This is a genomic window from Pseudovibrio sp. JE062, assembly GCF_000156235.1.
In the GTDB taxonomy this organism is placed as follows: Bacteria; Pseudomonadota; Alphaproteobacteria; order Rhizobiales; family Stappiaceae; genus Pseudovibrio.
This window is the reverse complement of sequence record NZ_DS996806.1, coordinates 336851-357112: the sequence shown is the minus strand read 5'-3', so window position 1 is coordinate 357112 and position 20262 is coordinate 336851. Positions and strand designations below refer to the sequence as shown.

The 20262-nt window shown below is 53.3% G+C and carries 23 protein-coding genes and 2 tRNA genes; 8 read left to right on the top strand and 17 right to left on the bottom strand.

The window, feature by feature from the left end:
- Nucleotides 1-196 precede the first annotated feature (196 nt).
- From pgi to PJE062_RS06000, 3 genes are all read left to right on the top strand, one after another.
- On the top strand, nt 197-1840 hold the full coding sequence (pgi, locus tag PJE062_RS06010) for a glucose-6-phosphate isomerase (RefSeq protein ID WP_008547680.1): 1644 nt from the start codon (nt 197-199) through the stop codon (nt 1838-1840).
- A gap of 115 nt (nt 1841-1955) precedes the next feature.
- Nucleotides 1956-2231, top strand: coding sequence for a glycine zipper domain-containing protein (locus PJE062_RS06005; RefSeq protein ID WP_037036170.1), 276 nt, complete (start codon nt 1956-1958; stop codon nt 2229-2231).
- 194 nt (nt 2232-2425) lie between these two features.
- The gene (locus tag PJE062_RS06000; protein ID WP_008547901.1) at nt 2426-2689 is read left to right on the top strand and encodes a glycine zipper domain-containing protein; all 264 of its coding nucleotides are present in this window, start codon (nt 2426-2428) and stop codon (nt 2687-2689) included.
- Between the two features lie 12 nt (nt 2690-2701).
- On the opposite strand, the gene PJE062_RS05995 is transcribed toward PJE062_RS06000, so the two are convergent.
- Both PJE062_RS05995 and ald read right to left on the bottom strand, forming a co-directional pair.
- A complete protein-coding gene (locus PJE062_RS05995; protein WP_008548056.1) occupies nt 2702-3649 on the bottom strand; it encodes a hypothetical protein in 948 nt (315 codons plus the stop codon).
- Nucleotides 3650-3822: 173 nt separating this feature from the next.
- Nucleotides 3823-4956 (bottom strand): alanine dehydrogenase, encoded by a 1134-nt coding sequence (gene ald / locus PJE062_RS05990; protein ID WP_008548105.1) that lies wholly within the window; start codon nt 4954-4956, stop codon nt 3823-3825.
- Between the two features lie 156 nt (nt 4957-5112).
- Here ald and PJE062_RS05985 point away from each other — a divergent pair, with 156 nt between their 5' ends.
- Nucleotides 5113-5580, top strand: a complete 468-nt coding sequence (locus tag PJE062_RS05985; RefSeq protein ID WP_008547557.1) for an Lrp/AsnC family transcriptional regulator — start codon at nt 5113-5115, stop codon at nt 5578-5580.
- A gap of 127 nt (nt 5581-5707) precedes the next feature.
- The gene (locus tag PJE062_RS05980; RefSeq protein WP_008547950.1) at nt 5708-6583 is read left to right on the top strand and encodes an SMP-30/gluconolactonase/LRE family protein; all 876 of its coding nucleotides are present in this window, start codon (nt 5708-5710) and stop codon (nt 6581-6583) included.
- A 598-nt stretch (nt 6584-7181) separates the two neighbouring features.
- On the opposite strand, the gene PJE062_RS05975 is transcribed toward PJE062_RS05980, so the two are convergent.
- The 14 genes from PJE062_RS05975 to PJE062_RS05915 all read right to left on the bottom strand — a co-directional run bounded on the left by PJE062_RS05975 (nt 7182) and on the right by PJE062_RS05915 (nt 14456).
- On the bottom strand, nt 7182-8000 hold the full coding sequence (locus tag PJE062_RS05975; RefSeq protein ID WP_008547524.1) for a rhodanese-related sulfurtransferase: 819 nt from the start codon (nt 7998-8000) through the stop codon (nt 7182-7184).
- A 169-nt stretch (nt 8001-8169) separates the two neighbouring features.
- Entirely contained in the window at nt 8170-8496 is a 327-nt protein-coding gene (locus tag PJE062_RS05970) for a RebB family R body protein (protein ID WP_037036168.1), read from the bottom strand.
- Between the two features lie 139 nt (nt 8497-8635).
- The gene (locus PJE062_RS05965) at nt 8636-8956 is read right to left on the bottom strand and encodes a RebB family R body protein (protein WP_008547907.1); all 321 of its coding nucleotides are present in this window, start codon (nt 8954-8956) and stop codon (nt 8636-8638) included.
- Nucleotides 8957-9114: 158 nt separating this feature from the next.
- Nucleotides 9115-9411 carry a RebB family R body protein gene (locus PJE062_RS05960; RefSeq protein ID WP_008547366.1) on the bottom strand — a complete coding sequence of 99 codons (297 nt, stop codon included), beginning with the start codon at nt 9409-9411 and terminating at the stop codon, nt 9115-9117.
- Nucleotides 9412-9725: 314 nt separating this feature from the next.
- A complete protein-coding gene (locus PJE062_RS05955) occupies nt 9726-10067 on the bottom strand; it encodes a RebB family R body protein (RefSeq protein ID WP_008547519.1) in 342 nt (113 codons plus the stop codon).
- A gap of 118 nt (nt 10068-10185) precedes the next feature.
- Nucleotides 10186-10839 carry a hypothetical protein gene (locus PJE062_RS05950; RefSeq protein WP_008547924.1) on the bottom strand — a complete coding sequence of 218 codons (654 nt, stop codon included), beginning with the start codon at nt 10837-10839 and terminating at the stop codon, nt 10186-10188.
- A 23-nt stretch (nt 10840-10862) separates the two neighbouring features.
- Nucleotides 10863-11279 carry a hypothetical protein gene (locus tag PJE062_RS05945; RefSeq protein ID WP_037036164.1) on the bottom strand — a complete coding sequence of 139 codons (417 nt, stop codon included), beginning with the start codon at nt 11277-11279 and terminating at the stop codon, nt 10863-10865.
- A 30-nt stretch (nt 11280-11309) separates the two neighbouring features.
- Nucleotides 11310-11483 (bottom strand): hypothetical protein, encoded by a 174-nt coding sequence (locus PJE062_RS26320; protein ID WP_008547374.1) that lies wholly within the window; start codon nt 11481-11483, stop codon nt 11310-11312.
- A 19-nt stretch (nt 11484-11502) separates the two neighbouring features.
- A complete protein-coding gene (locus PJE062_RS05940; RefSeq protein WP_008547802.1) occupies nt 11503-12210 on the bottom strand; it encodes a hypothetical protein in 708 nt (235 codons plus the stop codon).
- 14 nt (nt 12211-12224) lie between these two features.
- Nucleotides 12225-12485, bottom strand: coding sequence for a RebB family R body protein (locus tag PJE062_RS05935; RefSeq protein ID WP_008547676.1), 261 nt, complete (start codon nt 12483-12485; stop codon nt 12225-12227).
- Nucleotides 12486-12561: 76 nt separating this feature from the next.
- Nucleotides 12562-13143, bottom strand: coding sequence for an RNA polymerase sigma factor (locus PJE062_RS05930; protein WP_008547590.1), 582 nt, complete (start codon nt 13141-13143; stop codon nt 12562-12564).
- 456 nt (nt 13144-13599) lie between these two features.
- Entirely contained in the window at nt 13600-14148 is a 549-nt protein-coding gene (locus tag PJE062_RS05925; RefSeq protein WP_008548114.1) for an AAA family ATPase, read from the bottom strand.
- 139 nt (nt 14149-14287) lie between these two features.
- Nucleotides 14288-14363 (bottom strand) — tRNA-Lys (locus tag PJE062_RS05920).
- A gap of 17 nt (nt 14364-14380) precedes the next feature.
- Nucleotides 14381-14456, bottom strand: a tRNA-Lys gene (locus PJE062_RS05915).
- Nucleotides 14457-15316: 860 nt separating this feature from the next.
- Between PJE062_RS05915 and PJE062_RS05910 the strand changes: the two genes are divergently transcribed.
- The 3 genes from PJE062_RS05910 (at nt 15317) to PJE062_RS05900 (ending at nt 18568) form a co-directional block, all read left to right on the top strand.
- Complete coding sequence (locus PJE062_RS05910) at nt 15317-17089, top strand: acetolactate synthase 3 large subunit (RefSeq protein ID WP_037036273.1); 1773 nt, start codon at nt 15317-15319, stop codon at nt 17087-17089.
- Between the two features lie 21 nt (nt 17090-17110).
- A complete protein-coding gene (gene ilvN / locus PJE062_RS05905; RefSeq protein WP_008547637.1) occupies nt 17111-17704 on the top strand; it encodes an acetolactate synthase small subunit in 594 nt (197 codons plus the stop codon).
- Between the two features lie 105 nt (nt 17705-17809).
- Nucleotides 17810-18568, top strand: a complete 759-nt coding sequence (locus PJE062_RS05900) for a pyridoxine 5'-phosphate synthase (protein ID WP_008547662.1) — start codon at nt 17810-17812, stop codon at nt 18566-18568.
- A 71-nt stretch (nt 18569-18639) separates the two neighbouring features.
- Here PJE062_RS05900 and PJE062_RS05895 read toward each other — a convergent pair whose 3' ends face one another.
- The gene (locus tag PJE062_RS05895; protein WP_008547554.1) at nt 18640-20046 is read right to left on the bottom strand and encodes a glutamine synthetase family protein; all 1407 of its coding nucleotides are present in this window, start codon (nt 20044-20046) and stop codon (nt 18640-18642) included.
- Nucleotides 20047-20262 lie beyond the last annotated feature (216 nt).

The window sequence follows — 20262 nt, the reverse complement described above, 5'->3', positions numbered from 1 at the left end:
CCCGGGGTCTTACATCAAAGACCTGCCAACATTCTCGATAAGCAGATACCGGCTATCGGGTAAGAGTACGCATAAAAACAAAGCTTTAAAGCAGTTTGCACGCTTCACGAAGCGCGCAGGCTGCTTTTGGGTAAATTGGCAAGGCGCGATACTCGCTGCCAGCCAGAAGCTATTACAAGAATAAATGGAGGCTTTGATGCCGACCGCAAATCCAAAAGATATCTTTAAGCGCCTTGAAGAGCACGCTCAGGCCATTCATTCCACCAAGATCACTGATCTCTTCGCTGCAGATCCTTCTCGTTTTGACAAGTTCTCCCGTTCTGCTGATGACCTGCTCTACGACTTCTCCAAGAACAAGCTAACCGAAGAAACCTTAGAACTTCTGCTAGAGCTTGCACGCGCTGCCAATGTGGAAGCAAAGCGCGATGCCATGTTCGCAGGTGAGCACATCAACACCACTGAAGACCGCGCTGTTCTGCACACTGCTCTGCGCAACCAGTCCGAGAACCCTGTTCTGGTCGACGGCAAAGACGTCATGCCAGACATCAACGAAGTGCTCGTCAACATGGGTGACTTCGCAGAAGGCATTCGCTCTGGCGAAATCACAAGCCACTCCGGCGAGAAGTTCACCGATGTGGTCAATATCGGCATCGGTGGTTCCGACCTCGGTCCTGTCATGACCACACTGGCTTTGGCTCCATACCACGACGGCCCGAACCTGCATTACGTCTCCAACGTTGACGGCGCTCATATCGCTGACACACTGGCTAAGCTGAACCCGGCAACCACGCTGTTCATCATCGCCAGTAAGACCTTCACCACGATTGAGACCATGACCAACGCGGCAACCGCACGCAAATGGATCGCAAAGCACTGCGGTGAAGAAGCAGTTGGCGCACACTTTGCAGCAGTCTCCACCGCTCTGGACAAAGTCGCAGCCTTTGGCATCTCCGAAGAACGCATCTTCGGATTCTGGGACTGGGTTGGCGGCCGCTACTCCATCTGGTCAGCCATCGGCCTGCCACTCATGATCGCCATTGGTCCGGATGCATTCTCCGATTTCCTCGGTGGCGCACACGCCATGGACAATCACTTCCGCACTGCACCGATCGAAGACAACATCCCGTTCCTGATGGGGCTTGTCGGCGTTTGGCATCGCAACGTGCTGGATTACGACACCCGCGCAGTACTGCCATACGATCAGCGCCTCTCCCGCTTCCCTGCTTACCTGCAGCAGCTGGATATGGAATCCAACGGCAAGAGCGTCACCAAAGACGGCACTGCCGTTGAAACCGAGACCGGCCCAATCGTCTGGGGCGAACCTGGCACCAACGGTCAGCACGCATTTTACCAGCTGATCCACCAAGGTACGAGCATCATCCCTTGCGAGTTCCTTGTTGCTGCCAACAGCCACGAAGACGACCTGCAGAACCACCACAACCTCCTGCTTGCCAACTGCCTTGCTCAAAGTGAAGCCCTGCTCCGCGGTCGCTCTTTGGAAGAGGTTGAAGACAAGTTTCGTAAAGATGGCAAGTCTGAAGAAGAGATTGCCAAACTAGCTCCACAAAAGGTGTTCCCGGGTAACCGGCCTTCAACCACCCTCATCTATGATCGTCTCGATCCATTCACACTGGGTAGATTGATCGCGTCCTATGAGCATCGCGTCTTTGTTGAAGGCGCAATATGGAACATCAACTCCTACGACCAGTGGGGTGTTGAACTAGGAAAAGAACTCGCGACTCAACTTTTACCAATGGTTGAAGGCAGTCAATCCGCAGCGAACAAGGACAGTTCGACCCAAGGTTTGTTGAAATACCTAAAGAAGGCACGGAACCTCTAATTTCTAACAAACTTTAACCATGTTCTTTTTGTTAGCTCGTCCTCACAAAACACGAGCTGCCAGGAGGTATCGGGGTCCGGTCAAATTGGGATTGGCAGCAAAAGGAGACTGGAAAATGAAGAAACTTGCTCTCGTGGGCGTAAGTGTAGGTCTACTGGCTCTGGCTGGCTGTAACTCAACTTCAAGCACAGACCGTACGCTCGTAGGCGGTGGCCTTGGTGCCGCAACAGGCGCAGCTATCGGTGCTGCTACAGGCGGTGGCGTAGGAGATGCACTCGCAGGCGCTGCAATCGGCGGCGTTGCTGGCGGTATCATCGGTAACGTCACCACACCGAAGAACTGTACAGCTTACGATCAGTATGGCCGTCCTTACCGCGTGAAGTGCCCATAAGCCTCGCAAAAAGATTTGGTTCTACCATTCCAAAGGCCCTGCACCCGCAGGGCCTTTTTTGTTGCATACCTACAAGTTGCAACAGACAGAAAGCCTCTGCTTAACCACGCTCCCATCTCATCAGCTACATTCATTCATCCGCAACAGGTCCGGCACTACCGTGGGTTTCAAACAATCAGACCATGGGTAGGACCGTGAGAAAAACAATAATAATAACAGCCACCCTGCTCACACTCGGTGCTTGCAGCGAATACAACAGAACAGACCGCGCCCTCGTCGGCGGTGGCCTGGGCGCTGCAACTGGTGCAGCCATCGGTGCCGCAACGGGTGATGTTGGGGCCGCCTTCGCAGGCGCTGGCATCGGTGCACTGGCAGGCGGTTTGATCGGTGTAGCAACCACACCGCGCCGCTGTGTTGGATACGACGCATATGGTCGCCCCTATTACTATCGCTGCTGACGGCAATCTGCTTTAAAGATCAGACATAAAGTCCGGCGCGGCCATATCCAGTTTGAAGCTGCGCGGACTCTTGGCGCTTGAACTCTGTCGCACCATCTTCTTGTAGATCATCTTATGCGCAGCCGCCAAAGCCATCTTGGCGTACTTCATAGCCCCGAGGCTGTGCCGACTACCGGAAATCCCAGCAGCTCTCAGCAAACCATTGGCGTAGACGATCGCGTAAAAGTCTCGGATCTCCTTGGTGAAGTGCTCAGTCGTCACCGAGATGTTCACCTCATCATGGTTCTCCACCCGATGCGGATTGTTGAGCGGCCAATGCGCCATCTCACCCGGGCTCAGCGTCACCTTTGTGGCAAACTCATCATACCAGGGCTCAAACCGGATCTCCTCCTCAGTCGTACCAAGAAAGATCCCTTCTAGCTGCTCATCAGAAAGAAATGGATCACTGTTCTCGTAGATGTAAACGTCCTTATGGCCCTTCACTTGCCAAAGAGACTGACCGGGTACATCAGCATGATAGTACACCTGAGCACCGGGGGAAGAGATTAGCATCCCTGTTTTGTGCTTGAAGGTTTCAAAGCCCGGAACCTTCACCTCAAGCTCATCAAAGATTTTCGAGGTAATCTGCCGGAAGCCTTCATCCCATTCCTGCAATGCACGAAGGGAAAGCCAGAAGCGCCCCTCTTCGACAGCACGAAGCACATCCTCGCCTTTGGCACCTTCAATGCTGCCCTGAAGCCATTGCGACTTCTTGGTGCCAATCGCACCGGGACGCACGAAGTCATAATGCTCAGAGGGAGTAGCCTCAATCAGACGCGCCAGATTTTCTGGCAAAAAGACCGGCAGTTCGTGCAATCGGTTTTTTAGCAGCAGCGTATGCTTGCCGAACACCTCTTTGTAGTGCTCTTTCCATTCAACAATCAAATCATGCTGAAGAACCAATTCCAAATCATGATACATGACGCCGCCTAACCCGAAAAATACTAGTAAATTTTGACCAGTATATCCAAGTCAGACCTGCAAACTGATTAACACCGCGGCAAACCCGAGACAGGGTAAACAGAACCTTTACCGACGAAAAACGGGAGCTCGAAGGCCCCCGCTTTCAAAACTCATCACGTCCAGTTGGACTTTCAGGCAGCTTCAGTTTCCTGCGCCAGCGCTGCTTCTGGAGACACGTAAGTGTAACCCAGGTTTTCAGCCACTTCAGCAACAGTCACCTGACCTTTGTACACGTTCAGACCCGGCAGGAAGCCTGGAATGTCGCGCAGAGCAGCAGCATAGCCTTTGTCAGCCAGTGCCAGAACGTAAGGCAGTGTTGCGTTGTTCAGGGCGTAGGTTGAAGTGCGAGCCACAGCACCTGGCATGTTAGCCACGCAGTAGTGAACCACATCATCAACGATGTAAGTTGGATCCTGGTGAGTTGTTGCGCGGGAAGTTTCAAAACAACCGCCCTGATCGATTGCAACGTCAACCACAACAGAACCCGGCTTCATTGCCTTGATGTGTTCTTTGGTCACCAGCTTCGGTGCAGCAGCACCAGCAACCAGAACAGCACCAACAACCAGATCAGCTGCCAGAACTTCTTTCTCAAGCGCTGCACGGTTGGAGAACACTGTCTTCAGACGGGAACCGAAGCGAGCGGAAAGAGCGTCGAGAACATCAACGTTTCTGTCCAGAACGGTCACGTCGGAACCAAGGCCGATTGCCATTTCAATTGCGTGGGCACCAACAACACCGCCGCCGATCACAACGGTTTTCGCAGGCGCTACACCTGGTACGCCGCCGAGAAGAACGCCAGCACCGCCATTTGCTTTCTGCAAAGCAGTTGCACCAGCCTGAATGGAAAGACGACCAGCAACCTGAGACATTGGCGCCAGAAGGGGAAGGCGACCTTTTTGGTCAGTCACTGTTTCATAAGCGATGCAGACCGCGCCGGATGCAACAAGGTCAGCAGTCTGTTCTGGGTCCGGAGCCAGGTGCAGGTAGGTGAACAGCAGGTGGTCAGGACGGAGCATCTTGCGCTCAACAGCCTGAGGCTCTTTCACCTTCACAATCATTTCTGCTTTTGCGAAGACTTCAGCAGCAGTCGGCAGGATGGATGCACCAGCTGCGATATAGTCAGCATCGCTTGCGCCAATGCCAACGCCAGCATTGGTTTCAACAACCACTTCGTGACCATGAGCAACAACTTCATGCACGCTGTCTGGTGTCAGACCAACGCGGTACTCGTGGTTTTTAATCTCCTTAGGAACACCTACAAGCATGTTTTTCTCCCAATCAGCTTCGGACCTGTGTTTCTACATAGCTTATGGAAATCTCGGTGGCAGATGCTTGCAATGTGCGTTCAACACGGTACATTTTAGCAAACTTCTACGAATAAACATCGTTCAGACACAATAATCTGCGAAAACGGCAAAGCTATGAAACTCGACAAGCTTGATAAAAAGATCCTTCGCGCTCTGCAGGACAATGGCCGTATTTCCAATTCTGACCTAGCAGATCATGTGGGCCTTTCCGCCTCTGCCTGCCTGCGCCGTGTCCGCACACTGGAGTCAGAAGGCGTTATCGAGAAGTACGTCGCCCTGCTCAATCCCAAGAAGCTCGGCAAGCGTATGAGTGTCTTTGTCGAGATCTCCCTTGGTTCCCAATCAGAAGAAGCCCTCTCCACATTCGAGAAGGCCGTGGACCGCTCCGCCGAAATCATGGAGTGCCATCTGATGGGCGGCGATGCGGATTACATCCTGCGTGTCATGGCAGATGATCCGGTCGATTTTGAGCGCATTCACCGAGACCACCTCACCCGCCTGCCCGGCGTTGTTCGTATGCGCTCCTCCTTCGCAATTCGCTCCACCAAACAAGGCAGCGCTCTACCTATCTCGGAAGGCTAAACCGCCTTCATAAACCTTGCGTTTTTCTCACAGGCATACTCGACGCTTCTGCCAAACCACACTATAACAACGCTCAATTGTATTTCGCTTGTAGCTCTCCCGAGCTGCATGAGTATGGAGCACGACTTTGACCCCAATTATCACTTGCTTGCTGGACGGTCGCTTCGAGCTGGCCGAAGGTCTCCTCTGGGATGAACTGACAAAACACCTGTTCTTCTGCGACATCCTTGGAAAACAGATCCACGCAATGCATTGGGATACCAAAGAAGTCACCACATGGGACTTCCCGAAAGTCGTCGGCTCCTTCGGCCTCTGCAAGGATGGCCGCCTCATTGTGGCAATGAAGGACGAGATCATCCTGTTCAACACCGTGACCAAAATCTACGAGGTCATCGCAAAGATTGAACCGGACAATCCACGCACCCGCCTCAACGACGGTAAGGTTGGACCAGACGGCGCGTTCTGGGTGGGCACCATGGATGACATCAGCCCAAGAACTCCAATCGCCAGCCTTTACCGCGTGGCACCAGACGGCAATGTCACCCAGATCGCCACAGAGATCCGCACATCCAACGGTCTAGCATGGTCCCCGGATACCAAGACTATGTACCACTCCGACACCGGTTCAGGTGAAGTCTTCGCTTATGACTTTGACCGCGATTTCGGCGCTGTCACCAACCAGCGCAAGTTCGCACAGCTGGACAACACCGTTGGCAGACCGGACGGCGCGACCGTTGACATAGATGGAAACTACTGGTCCGCAGGCGTTTCCGCTGGCAACATCAACTGCTTTGCACCAGATGGCCAACTGCTGCAGTCCATCGCAATGCCAGTGCCGCGCCCGACAATCCCGTGTTTTGCAGGACCAAACTTGGGTACGCTTGTTGTCGCCAGCCTGCGCCCGCATGGCGATGACGAACTCCTCAAAGAGTTCCCAAAGTCCGGCGGCATCTTCGCAATGGATGTGGAACACAAAGGCCTGCCAACCTACCGCTTTGGATAAAACAACCTGCCGAAAGGCAAACCGGCACGAAGAGACAAACACTTTTAGCACCGCTGGCTCATGCTGGCGGTGTTTTCGTTTTGCCCCAGATACGGGGTGAGCAAGGCGAGCAGGCAGTGCCTGCGCATTGTAAGTAGGTTAGTTTCTTCGGCATTGGCTGCTCGCCTCGCCCGGGCGTTTTTGCATGAAACAAGATCTCCACCGAAAGGCATTGGGAGCAGGTGCCTACCCATCAGGATCAGCCCTCACAAAGCACAAGGCTTTGATCAGAACCTCCCCCTCTGAGCAGTTGCTATCTGGAACAGTTTGACCTGTCCGTGACAGCTGCAGCTGCCAGTGTAGACGCCCATCGGGTGGCCAGCTTCCGCTTGGTCCCTGCACTAAAGACTTTCAAGGGGTGTTTCAACGGACCCGCCGGATGATGCGTTACTTCACCCGGTAGCCCCGCCCAGCCCACGCCGCACTGACGGTCGGTCCGCCAGCTGCCCGTTTACGTGGACATGAGATAAGTATGGGTCATGCACTGTCAGCGGGGATAAGTTTTTCTGCAGCCGGAAAGAAAAAGGGGCAGTCAAACTGCCCCTCAAAACTCTCAGCTTCAGCCTTCACTTGGCTCAGATGGCTTATCGTCAATCTGATAAGGCGCAAGAACCTTCTTGGTTTTTTCAGGCAGGTTCTTGCCCCAGCCTGCATCCAGTTTGTGATCGACGGACACACGGTCATCAAACACAAAGCACTCACCTTTCCAGAGACTGTCCTCTTCAGGCACTTTCTCCAGATAGTTCAGAATGCCACCTTCAAGGTGATAAACCTCATCAAACCCCTGCTCCAGCATCAGGCCGGTCGCTCGCTCACAGCGAATACCGCCCGTGCAGAACATGGCAACTTTCTTCTTAGCGCGCAGAGAGTTGTCGTTGCGTTTGACCCACTCAGGAAACTCGTTGAACGTCTCCGTTTCAGGATCAAGAGCACCCTCAAACGTGCCCAGCGCAAACTCATAATCATTGCGCGTATCAATCACGACCGTCTCAGGATCGGAGATCAGCGCATTCCAGTCCTCTGGCTTAACATAGGTGCCCACAAGGTCGTTCGGATCAATATGATTGAGGCCCATGTTCACGATGGCTTTCTTCAACCGCACCTTCATGCGCTTGAACGGAAGCTTCTTCGCCCAGCTTTCCTTGACGATGATATCGTCAAAACGTGGATCATTGCGCAAGTACGCAATCACTTCACGCATCTGCTGCTCTTCACCAGCGATGGTGCCGTTAATGCCTTCACGGGCAATAAGAAGACTGCCGCGAATGCCTCGCTCCTTACAGAACGCAAGCAGCGGTTCGCGCATGTCTTCGTAGTCTGCAAACTCAACAAACTTATAGAGCGCACAGACCAAAATGGGGGTCAGTGTAGGTGTCATTCTCAGCCTTTTGGCATTATTCGTGAGAATACCTATACTCATTTCCCCCCTGTCTGTCAGCAAGAGAGACTCTCCCAAAACGACAAAACCTCCCCTACCGAGGCAGGGAAGGTTCCGGGGCAAACCGCCCATTGTGTCATCGAACTCTGGAATTTCCGAGGTGCGGAGATTACCGCGGACGGAAAGCTTCCAGGATCGTGAGCAGAGTTTGCAACTGATCTGGCGTACCAGACTGAGCAACCTTTTCCGTTGCCCCAGCTGCGGCCATGGTGTCCATGGAGTAGATCTGCATGACACCCTGGTTGGTTGCAGCCTGTGCCAGCGTATTCTGCTGCTGAGAGGCAGCTACGTTATTCTCAAAGAGAATTCCGGTGGAATGCGCCATAGTCTGAAACAGCGACCCCATTGCCATGGCAGGTGCTTCTGCAACCACCTTCACATTCGCCTGGGTCACAGCGTCTGTGATCATTGGACTAACCGTATCTGGCATAGTCATCATCCTTCAATACAAAAGAGAGAGGTCGTGTCCGGTGGTCTTGCAGAGAACCACCAAGGGCATGCCCAACTGAAAACCAACCGGACACCATTAAACAGCAGTTTGAGAAAACGCCGCCGGACGGCGACGCCAGAACCTATTAGGTCGGGTTGAATACGCGCAGAATTGTCAGCAGCGTGTTCAGCTGATCTGGTGTGCCGCTCTGAGCAACTTTTTCGGTAGCACCAGCACCAGCCATCGTATCCATGGAGTAGATCTGCATAACTCCCTGGTTAGCTGCAGCCTGAGAAAGAATGTTCTGCTGCTGTGCTGCAGAAACATAGTTCTCAAAGAGAATTCCGGTGGAATGAGCCATTGTCTGATAGACGCTGCCCATTGCCATTGCAGGGGCTTCACCAACCACCTTTACGTTGGACTGGGTAACAGCGTCAGTGATCATTGGGCTAACAGTAGTTGGCATTCTAATAGTCCTCTTTCATACAGTTCTGGTCAAAATCCGGTTCTGCTTTTCCTTGAACTGGCTCCAAAGGAGTACGCACTACTACAACTGAAAGGATGCATCAGAACCATTCTCATCGCTCTGGCCTTGCACCAGAAAGCGAAGCTCGAAAGTTCCGGTTATTGATTGAGACTACGCAAGGTAGTCAGCAGCGTGTTCAGCTGATCAGATGTCCCGATCTGAGCAACCTTTTCCGTGGCCGATGCCCCGGCCGTTGTATTGACTGAGTAGATTTGCATGACGCCCTGATTGGTCGTCGCCTGCGCAAGAGTTGAAAATTGAGAAGCCGTCGCAACGGAGTTTTGAAAGAGTATGCCCGTCGAATGAGCGAGAGATGTGTAAAGGTTCCCCATTGCAATAGCAGGCGCAGCCCCAATCACAGACACATGGGTTTGCGTCACAGCATCTGTCACCATGCCATCCTCTGGTATTACGGGACAAATCCCCGGTAGATCCGCCATAAAGTCACTCCCACCTAGAGCGCTTTCCGTTTGATTGAGTTCAATCAAACGACAAGAATTCGCTCAACTAACAATGTTTGAGCATGATGCGTGAATGCGAATGAACGCGACATGCTCTAAACAACCGAACTCAAGAGCAGTTCGGAAAAACGCAGCCCTGCTTCACCCCTGATCAGACACAGGCAGTGCACTGACCAGAGGCAAACTCTCAATGATTTAGAAAACTGGAAAAGCCTTCCCGAAATGTGGGAGTGACTTCTCAATACGCTTTAACGCGAAAAGTACCGACGCAATGTTTCAAGCAAACTCTCATTCACCTGCTCGATCTCTTGCGGATCCATATGCGAAATGCTGTTTGCAGCAGCCATGGAACCAACAGAGTAAGTATGCAAAATTCCCTGGCTTAACGCCGTCTGTGCAATGATATTCTGGCGCTGTGCATTCGCGACAGAATTCTCAAAAAGCACCCCCGTTGATTGCGCCGCTGTCAGAAAGGTAAGCCCCAGCGCAAACGCTGGCGCTACTCCCAGAAGGGCAATGATATCAGCATCAACGGCTCCGCTATCGGAGGGTTTTGTTGAGCCACATTGTTCTTCAATAGTCTTTGGCATTTTTTCTCCAATATGCTTGTTATTATTGCCATTTACAGACTATTGACGCCGCTCCTCCTCATTTGTGAACTCTTTCCTAAGAGCCCCAGCCTTCGCTAAGGTTTCCTTCACAATTCACTTAGCGATCACGAGACCGCTGCTGCAGATACCCAATCAGAAGCTCTGAGAGCTTTTCATTAAGTGGCCCAATCTGCTTGGAAATCTCAGAGTTGATCTCCTTCTTCAGATAATCCCGCAGAGCTTCCGCCACCTGAACGGCCATCATTTCCTGATTGGCAACACCGCCCTGAACCGGCTGCCCAGTCATCGGAAACTGTGCCATCCCGGCCCCAGCCTGAGGCGGAGGTACACCTTGCCCCGGCGCCAGCTGCGGTGGCGGCTGGACCGGAGGCGTCTGCGGTGTTTGCGCCTCCGCCTGCTCGCTCCCGGTGCCAATCACGCTCTTGATCGTATTGATCTCTTCATCAATGGAGGTACACAGCTTGGCCGCCGCCTGCTCCACCTCCGACACAATGCTCTGAGCGGATGTGGTGGCATCTTCACAGGCCCTGTTGATCTGCGCCTGCTGCTGCCGGATCTCCGCCACCACCTCGTTGTAGTTGGGAATGCCCTGACGCAGCTGAGCAAACTCGCTGGCGGCCTGATCCACATTCTCCTTCACCTTGGTGAGCTGCACCACAGCATCATCCAGCGCAGAGTTGAGCTCCGGCCCCGGTGTCGCCGTCACCTTCTGCGGACCAGCGTCTTGCGTTCCATTCACGGCTGTACTCATCGCCCCACTCCTCACGTCCTGTCTTACCAGTTGTAGTCAGAGTTCCGGTCCGGCCCGCGCTCCTCGCTCCGCTCTTCAAACTCGATGTCACCAGTCGAGGTAAACCGGGCAAGGAGTTCCTCTTCAACCCCGTCCTGCACCAACCGCTCTTCATCATCCCGGTCGTCATACCGATCTGCCTCTTCCTGAAGCCGCTCATCCCGGAACCCAAGCACCAGATCCGCCGCCGAAATCTCACCCTCACTGCCAAGCATCCCTTCAGCCTTCACCAAAGCATCCCGCGCTAGGCTCAGGTGGCACAGCATCCCCGGTAACCCCTCAACGCCAGACCGGGACAATGTTCGCACTTCTTCCTGCTCGATAACTCCTTCCCAGCGGCGCAACTGATTGAGGATCACCTCCTCCAATTCCTCTCGAATGTATGTAACGTCCCGTTCCATATCTCACCTTTTGAGCTGACAGGGGTCTGTCTATCGCGTCAGAGCCCGAAGAAAAGTCGCAAGCAAAATGTAGTCTCGTTGAAACAACCGTGTGACCTCCCGAACCAACTCCGCCAGTTCATCCACCTCCACATCATCCGGTTCAGACCGAACATCTGCAGCAGCTTCAAAGCCATAACGGGGCCGTTCAGCACGAGCGCTCATCCATCCTTCTCCCGGCAGATCACTCACTCACCTCTTGAAAGGCAGAGATCGCGTTGGTCACCATGGTGTTGAGCTCAGTCAGCGCCGGCGTTGCCGCAAGTGCCGGATCCTGCGCAATCTTCGCCGCCACAATCGCCTGCGCGGCCATAGAGATCTGCATCACCCCGTTCATGTAGGTCTCTGCATCCTGCGAGGCATGCCCGCTGGACTGCTTGGTCATCACGTCTTCAGGCACCGAGATCATGGTCTCCAGACCTTGAAAGTTCTGGAAGTTCGTGAACTGCACAGCCTGAGTGATCTGATCATTCAAAGCAGGTGTCGCGGGCGCTGTGGTTGGCAACGGAGGATAGGATGGGCCAGACGATTTTTCGGATCCCTTGCTGGCTTCTACGCCTTGCGACTGACCGCCAGCACCAGTGGCAGCCTCAAAGCCAGCACCGCCAGCAGATCCCTTTTCACTATCCATGATCATGGTTTGTTGCGCTCCGGATTGACTGTTGCTCTCACTTGCTGGGTTGACGGCTTGCTGCTCCGCCTGTGAGGACATTTTGACTGCCGGGGAGGATTGCTTCACATCCTGTGTTCTGGATGCAGCAGTGGCCTGAGCTGAGGAACGCAAACTATTATCACTCACAGGCCCTTGGAGCAGAGAGATCATGCGCCGACGACGCGTAATCGCATTCTCATACTCTTGAGAAGCTGTACTCTCACCTCTCTCCCTCACCATCAAATTCCCTCAAACTAGCCACCTGATGGGGTAGATTCAGAGCCAGACGTTGGACCGATCTCCATTATGAGCTGCACGCCCTTGGAAACCACGGCTGTCGAGATCTGGTTCATGGATTGCTGGGCATGGGTCGCATTCTGCACCGAGAGCCCCGTTGCATTGCTAACCACCTGATACAAATTAGCGATTGCCTGAGAGGGCGCCTCGCCCACCACCTTCACATTTGTCTGGGTAACGGCATCCGTCACCTGAGCATTTACAGTCTCTTCCGCCATGCTAGTGCCCTCGCAGTCTGAAATCGTTAACTATTCGGAGAGACGCACTCACATCCCTCCTGTGAACACAATCTGATCAATTGAACCTTCTGCGCTTCTTCTTGCGCGCATCCCGCAGCTTTTCACGCAGGAACTGCACCCGCTTGCGTGCCAGAGCCTGAGAGATGTTCAGCTCCTCCGAGATGTCGCTGTAACTGCGATCCTCGGCAAACTTGAGAGAAAAAATCTGCTGGTAGATAACTGGCAGCCGCTCCAGCGTTTTGCCAATCAATGCAAGCTCTTCCTTTTGCGCCAGCAGAACTTCTTGCGGTGCCGCTTCCACCTCAGCGTTGGCAAGGTGCTCATCGTAAACATCCTTTTCGCCATCTCTGAACTGATACTCATAGCGCTTCTTGCGATACTGGCTGATGAACTCGTTCTTGAGCGCATACATGAAGAACGCAATCGGCTCCCGCATATTCAGGGGGCGCTGCTCAAAGTGAGACGCCACCTTGATAATGGTTGCTGACATCAACTCCTCGGCAGCATCCATGTCACCACCCGTAAGGTGAAACGCTCTGCCAAAAATCTTTTTCCTATGCTCGTTCCAGTATTTCCAAACAGGCGTTAGGTCCTGACGCCCATCAAGATGTTCAAGTCGTGTATTCTTGTAATACATCCGCCACACCTCAATGTATTACAGACAAACCTCCAGATAATTTCAGCAAGACATCGCAGCAGGTACAGCAACACCGCCCCAGCGCTCTGACATCAACTTTATTTCGAGAGAAATTGTCCGTTTCGATACGATTGACGCTACGGATATTCTTGTTTTTGGAAAACCATCGCAATTTTATGGGTTGTATAAATTGATGCTTACAACCTTCAGTAAATACACTCAAAGCAACAAAAAAAGTTTGATATGCTCCAGATACTTACGCCACTTCACCGTACACACTTTGCAGATTTACAACACAACCTGAAACACGATGCACGCCTGTTAACAACCTATAAGGTGTAATTCTAAACCTCACACAACCCGGAAAAGGCATAAGGCCAATCTCATAGACCGAGTTTCACCCTGCCCTTAATAGACAGCCCAGCTCTCTTTTTGTGACATGGCCGATTCTGGAAATTAGGTCTGGAGCGCTCTCACAGCCTGCTCAGTCACAAACTGGGCGCGCTCTTCAACTGGCATCTGCGGCACTTCAATCAACTCGTATCCAAATGCCCGATAGACAGCAACATTCGCTTCATAGTCACGACAAGCGAACTCAAAATCGTGCGTCCGCTCCGCATCTTTCTCAAAAATCTGTTCCCATGGCGCACAAACAAACACCGGATCCGCAAACCGCCTCGCTCGCGCAGCTGCATTCATCTCCTCTGAGACAGGAGCCCCGATGATCCTGCTATACGCGATGGCCTCAAGAAAGCTACGATCGTGAAACACCGCAGCATCTGACGAACTTGGGGCAACATCAAAAGCAGCAATTGATCGCTCAAACAGCAAATCCCGAAAAGCAACTGCATCCCTATCAGGAAGAGCTAACCCACCTGATGCAAGCTGCTCACGAACCACCTGCCGTCCAACCTCCTCTTGGCAGTCGTACCCAAGCAGCTTTAATGAGTTCAGCAATGTAGATTTTCCGGCACCAGACGCACCGGTGATGACAAAACGCGGCATGAGACCTCGCTAAGACACAATCAGCAAAATTCAAACAAGGAAAGCAAAGAGGAGGAGGCGAACAGCAGAAACAAGCTACGCACAAGCATCACAGGCTTATAAGCCTTTGTGAAACAGTCACCAATTTTCGGGGAGAAAATGGTGAGCCCGCACGGGTTCGAACCGTGGACCTACTGATTAAAAGTCAGTTGCTCTACCAGCTGAGCTACGGGCTCACATGACGTGATACGCTTGGTGGGTGCACAGGGATTCGAACCCGGGACCGTCTGATTAAGAGTCAGATGCTCTACCAACTGAGCTATACACCCAAACGTTTCCCGCCGAAGCGATGGCGGGTGTATATAAAGCCTTTTGCGAGAGCGCAAGGCCCTAACTGCAACTTTTCAAAAATGTCTTGTGTAAAGTAAACTTATCCCAGACTAACCTATGCAAATCTACGAATTTTGGCAGCACAAATACAATTGCAGAGTGTGAAACGCGAAAAAACAATCCAATTTGAGGTTGTTAGCCCTGTTAGTAATTAGTCCAACACCCACTCCACGCCAAAATTGTGTTGCTCCCTCCTACACCTGCAAACAGGAGCAGTAGGACACCGCACTGCAACTGAAAGACATAAGACGTCACCGCACTGCAAAATCGCACAATTCTGCGGGTTCTCCAAAGCGCACCAAATGCACCGGCAGAACCCGATGCAAACACAACGAGCATCTTCTGACGTTGCGCAACTTTCGCAAAGCACCCCGACACTTGCAGATAACTCAAGAAAACAAGAGGTCATTGCGGCGCAACATTAAGAAGAAGCCACTTGACGCTTTTACGTATCTAAGCCTAATCTCACCCCGAATTTTAGAGTTTACCTGAGCGATTCAATGGTGAAGCGCGGTAATCTCTTACACGGTTGGAATTATGTTAAGGGAGAGTGGAGCCCTGAGGCTCCCAATACCAGAATGCAAACTTCAATTCTTCTTATCGTGGTGGGAAGCGCGTCGCCGGAGTGAGCTAGCTCACTCGGAACGGTTAGACGCGCACAAGGAGCCAAACGGCTCCTTTTTTTATGGCTAATTCGCAGAGATGTTTAAAAGAGCAGCTCTGCAAAACAAACAGCTGGATTGATTGCACACCCTTCAATCGGGCGAAACGAGCAGATACAGGCAACAAGGACTTGATGATGCAACGGGAGATGACAGGCGCTGAAATGGTTCTCCAGGCGCTGAAGGACAACGGGGTGGAACATGTATTTGGATACCCTGGTGGTGCAGTCCTACCCATTTATGATGAGCTGATCCAGCAGGACTCGATCCAGCACATCCTCGTCCGTCATGAGCAAGGTGCAGGCCACGCTGCTGAAGGCTATGCACGCTCCACCGGTAAAGCCGGTGTTGCTCTGGTAACCTCTGGTCCGGGCGCAACCAACATGGTCACCGCGCTGACAGACGCGATGCTCGACTCCATCCCGATGGTTTGCATCACCGGTCAGGTTCCAACCAATCTGGTTGGCTCTGACGCCTTTCAGGAATGTGACACCGTTGGCATCACCCGCCCTTGCACCAAGCACAACTGGCTGGTGAAGGACGTTAATGATCTGCCACGAATTCTGCATGAAGCCTTCTACGTTGCACAGTCCGGTCGTCCGGGCCCTGTTGTTGTCGACATTCCAAAGGATGTTCAGTTTGCAACCGGCACCTATGAAGGCCCTCAGGCAAACCCAAGCAACCACAAGAGCTACCGTCCACAGCTGAAAGGCGACATGAACGCCATTCGCGCGGCTGTTGAGCTGATGTCCAAAGCCAAACGCCCGGTGTTCTACACTGGCGGCGGCGTCATCAACTCCGGCGCGGCTGCAAGCCAGTTGCTGCGCGAACTGGTAGACCTGACAGGCTTCCCGATCACTTCAACCCTGATGGGTCTGGGCGCTTATCCGGCATCTGGCGAACAGTGGCTCGGCATGCTGGGCATGCACGGCACCTATGAAGCCAACATGGCGATGCACGACTGTGATCTGATGATCTGTATCGGTGCACGCTTTGATGACCGCATCACAGGCCGTCTGGACGCCTTCTCTCCGAACTCAACCAAGATCCACGTGGACATCGACCCATCGTCCATCAATAAAATCGTGCACGTTGATCTGCCAATCGTTGGTGATGTTGCCCACGTTCTGGAAGACATGGTTCGCATCTGGCGCGCGTCCAGCTTCCATTCCCAGCCAGAGCTGAAGGGATGGCAGACACAGATTGCGAAGTGGCGCGCCCGGGATTGTCTGTCCTACCGCCACAGCGATGACGTCATCATGCCTCAGTACGCTTTGCAGCGCCTGAACGAAGCCATCAAAGGCCGCAAAGACGTTTACATCTCAACCGAGGTTGGACAGCACCAGATGTGGGCTGCCCAGTATCTGGGCTTTGAATCTCCAAACCATTGGCTGACCTCAGGTGGCTTTGGCACCATGGGCTACGGCCTGCCAGCAGCCATCGGTGCTCAGGTCGCTCATCCGGGCGCACTGTGCATCAACGTTGCAGGGGATGCTTCCATCCTGATGAACATTCAGGAAATGTCGACCGCTGTTCAGCACGGTCTGGCGCCTAAAACGTTCATCTTGAACAACTCTTACATGGGAATGGTTCGTCAGTGGCAGCAGCTGCTGCATGGCAACCGCCTCTCCCACTCCTACACCGACAGCCTGCCGGACTTTGTAAAACTGGCAGAAGCGTATGGTGCAAAGGGCATCCGCGTGACCAAGCCGGGTGAACTGGATGATGCTATTCAGGAAATGATTGAATCTCCTGAGCCAGTCCTCTTCGATTGCTGCGTCGCTCAGCTGACCAACTGCTTCCCGATGATCCCGTCAGGCAAAGCCCACAACGAAATGTTGTTGCCGGACGAAGCAACTGATGAAGCCGTTGCAAATGCCATCGACACCGCAGGCAAGTCATTGGTATAGGATAAAGCTGGGAGATTCATTATGAACGCACAAAAAACTGACGCACTATCAGCTTACTTCCTAGCTGAGACCAGCGATGTTTTGGAAACACATACTCTATCAATCATTGTAGATAACGAGCCGGGCGTTCTTGCCCGAGTGATCGGCCTGTTTTCTGGCCGCGGCTACAACATTGACAGCCTCAGCGTGTCTGAAACAGAACACGAAAAGCACGTGTCCCGCATCACCATCGTCACCACCGGTACCCCGCAGGTGATTGAGCAGATCCGCCACCAGCTGGACCGCCTCGTACCGGTTCACATCGTCCGCGATCTGACAGTGGCTGCAAAGAACTCCAATCAGGAAAAGCCGCTTGAGCGTGAGCTGGCCCTGATTAAGGTTCGCGGTGAAGGCGAAAAGCGTCTGGAAGCACTGCGCTTGTCAGAAGCCTTCAAGGCAACTGTTATTGACGCAACCATTGATCACTTCGTTTTCGAGATCACTGGCCGTACAAATAAAATCGATCAGTTCATTGAAATCCTCACTCCACTGGGCCTCGTAGAGGTTTCGCGTACGGGTGTTGCCGCACTTGCACGTGGTGGTCAGGGTCTCAAAGATCTTCACGACGAAATTTAACAGTTAGAGGACAATTTTGTCCTATTGATATTAAGCGGCGTCTTTTGCAAGTCTGTGAAGACGCCGTTTTATTTTAAAATACAAACTCAATAAAGAGTAGCCCCCATGAAGACGCCAAGTCGCTTATCCGTCAACGTAAACGCTGTAGCTGTTCTGCGAAATCGCCGCGACGTTCCGTGGCCAAGCGTGACGCATCTGGCAGCCCTCGCCCTCAACGCAGGAGCCAAAGGCATCACCGTGCACCCACGCCCGGACGAGCGCCACATCCGCCGCACGGATGTTGAAGACATCTCCAAGATGCTGCGCGAGGAACTGCACGGCAAGGAGCTGTGCCTCGAAGGCTATCCGGATGAGCGCTTCATGGAACTGGTGAAAGAAGTCCGCCCGACACAGGTTCTGTTTGTACCGGACGATCCATCCCAGCAGACCTCAGACCATGGCTGGGACTTTTCCGAGAACATGGATCTCCTGAAAGACGTCATCGCTCAGGCAAAGTCCTGGGGCGTGCGTACATCTCTCTTCGTAGATCCAGAGCCAAGCCAGCCACCGCTCGCAGCTGAAGCAGGTGCAGAGCGGATCGAGATCTACACCGGCCCTTATGGCGCTTGCCATTCTGATAAAGAAGCTGAAAAGGTTGAGCTGGAGAAAGTCGTCGCAACAGCAGAAGCTGCAAAAGCCGCTGGCCTCATGGTCAACGCAGGCCACGACCTCACCGTTGAAAACCTGCCAGCTCTGATCGAGCGCGTACCTTACATCTCCGAAGTCTCCATCGGTCACGGCTTCACCGCCGATGCTCTGGAACACGGCTTCACCCAAAGCGTCCGCCGTTTCCGCAAAGCGCTTGGTGAGCCAGTCGAGCTATAAGAGCCTATCAAGTTTCAAGAAAGCCTGCCGTGCCCCGCATCGCAGGCTTTTTTTTGTGCCTGGGCACAGCCTCAAACACCTTCGAAATATCGCAGAAACTCAAAGCTGGTGATGTCCTTCTCAATCCACGCCCGGAACGCCTTCAGCTCATTCTCCCGGCTCCGCGCGTACTGATCTGCCAAGGCCACACCAAGCGCCTGTTGCACAAATTCACTTTCCCGGAAGAGCTCAAGCGACTCCTCTAAAGAGCGCGGCAGTTTCTCTAGATCCTCATCCTTGCCCGGATCCCCAATCAGCATCGCAGGCGGCTCCTCCCGCTGTTGCAGGCCATCCAGCCCAGCGGCACCAATCAGTGCCAGAATGATGTAGGGATGCGTATCAGCACCTGAGCACCGATGCTCCAACCGGATCGCCTGAGGATCGGGACTGGAGATCACTCGCACCGCACTCACACGATGCTCCTCCCCCCAACACACTTCTTCAGGACATCCCGTAAACCGTGAAAGCCTCCGGTAGGAGTTGATGGTTGGCCGAAACGCCAGATGCGACGCCTTCATCTGCGCCAGAAGACCCGCCACGAAATGTCGGCCCTGCTCGCTCAACGCAGCGTCTTTGTCATAAAAGATGTTATGCCCCATCTCATCGTAAAGGCTCACATGCACATGGGTGCCATTGGCTGAATCCTGCCCCATCGGCTGATAACGCGCCATGAAGGTGGCAATCAGCCCCCGTTCCCGACACAGCTCCTTCAGATGATGCCGCGCCCGCACCGCATTGTCAGCGGCTTGCAACGGACTGGCAGGTTCAAGGGCAACCTCATACATCCCCCAGCCAATCTCGCTCTCCATGGAAGACACGCCAATCCCAAGCCCTTCCATCCGCTCCCGGAAGGCGTCCATCAGGTCCATGTAGTCGGGATCACGATTTACGGAATCATACTGCAAGGAATGCCCGAATGGCTTCAGCTTGTGATGTTCTCCAGCCTCCACCAGCGCGCGGTCAAAATGGAAAATCCCAAGCTCAAACTCCAGACCAACCTTCATGGTCAGCTTCATCTCAGCAAGCCGCTCCTCCAGCATCTCCAGGGGCCGGCGCACATCCAGCACAAAGCGCGTCCCATCCCGGTTATAGCAGTTGAGCAAGACCTCACTGATCCCGGGCCGCCAGCCCAACTGAAACAGCGTGTTGCTATCCGCTAGACTGTACAGATTGCCAAAGCCGGTGTGATACCAGACATGCGGAGACTCGTAGATCAACTCTCCCGCTGGCTGACCATCACCATGGGGGATGAGATAGAGCGAGGAGTTAGTGGAGCAACCCTTCTCCAGCCCATCCAGCGGCTGAAGCCGACAGCGAAGCAGTCCATTCATATCCGGCACCTGCGTGATAACCGAATGCACGCCCCGCTGCTTCAGCTGCCCTATCTGCTTGGCCAGCGCGTCTTTTGAGGCAGACTGCATCTGAGAAAACTGCGTCATGTCTGATCTACTCCAAGATGTACCAGGCACCTTAAAGCCAACGCAGAGTGCAAACCGTAGAAGAAATCAGAGACCTTTGAACTAAATCACCCACTCCGCATAGGTTGCAAAGAACACAAGAAGACTACCTAGACAGTAACTTTCATACACAGACAGAAAATCAGAGATTATCGACCAAAATCACATCAAGCCTATGAAACAATGAAAATAATAGCG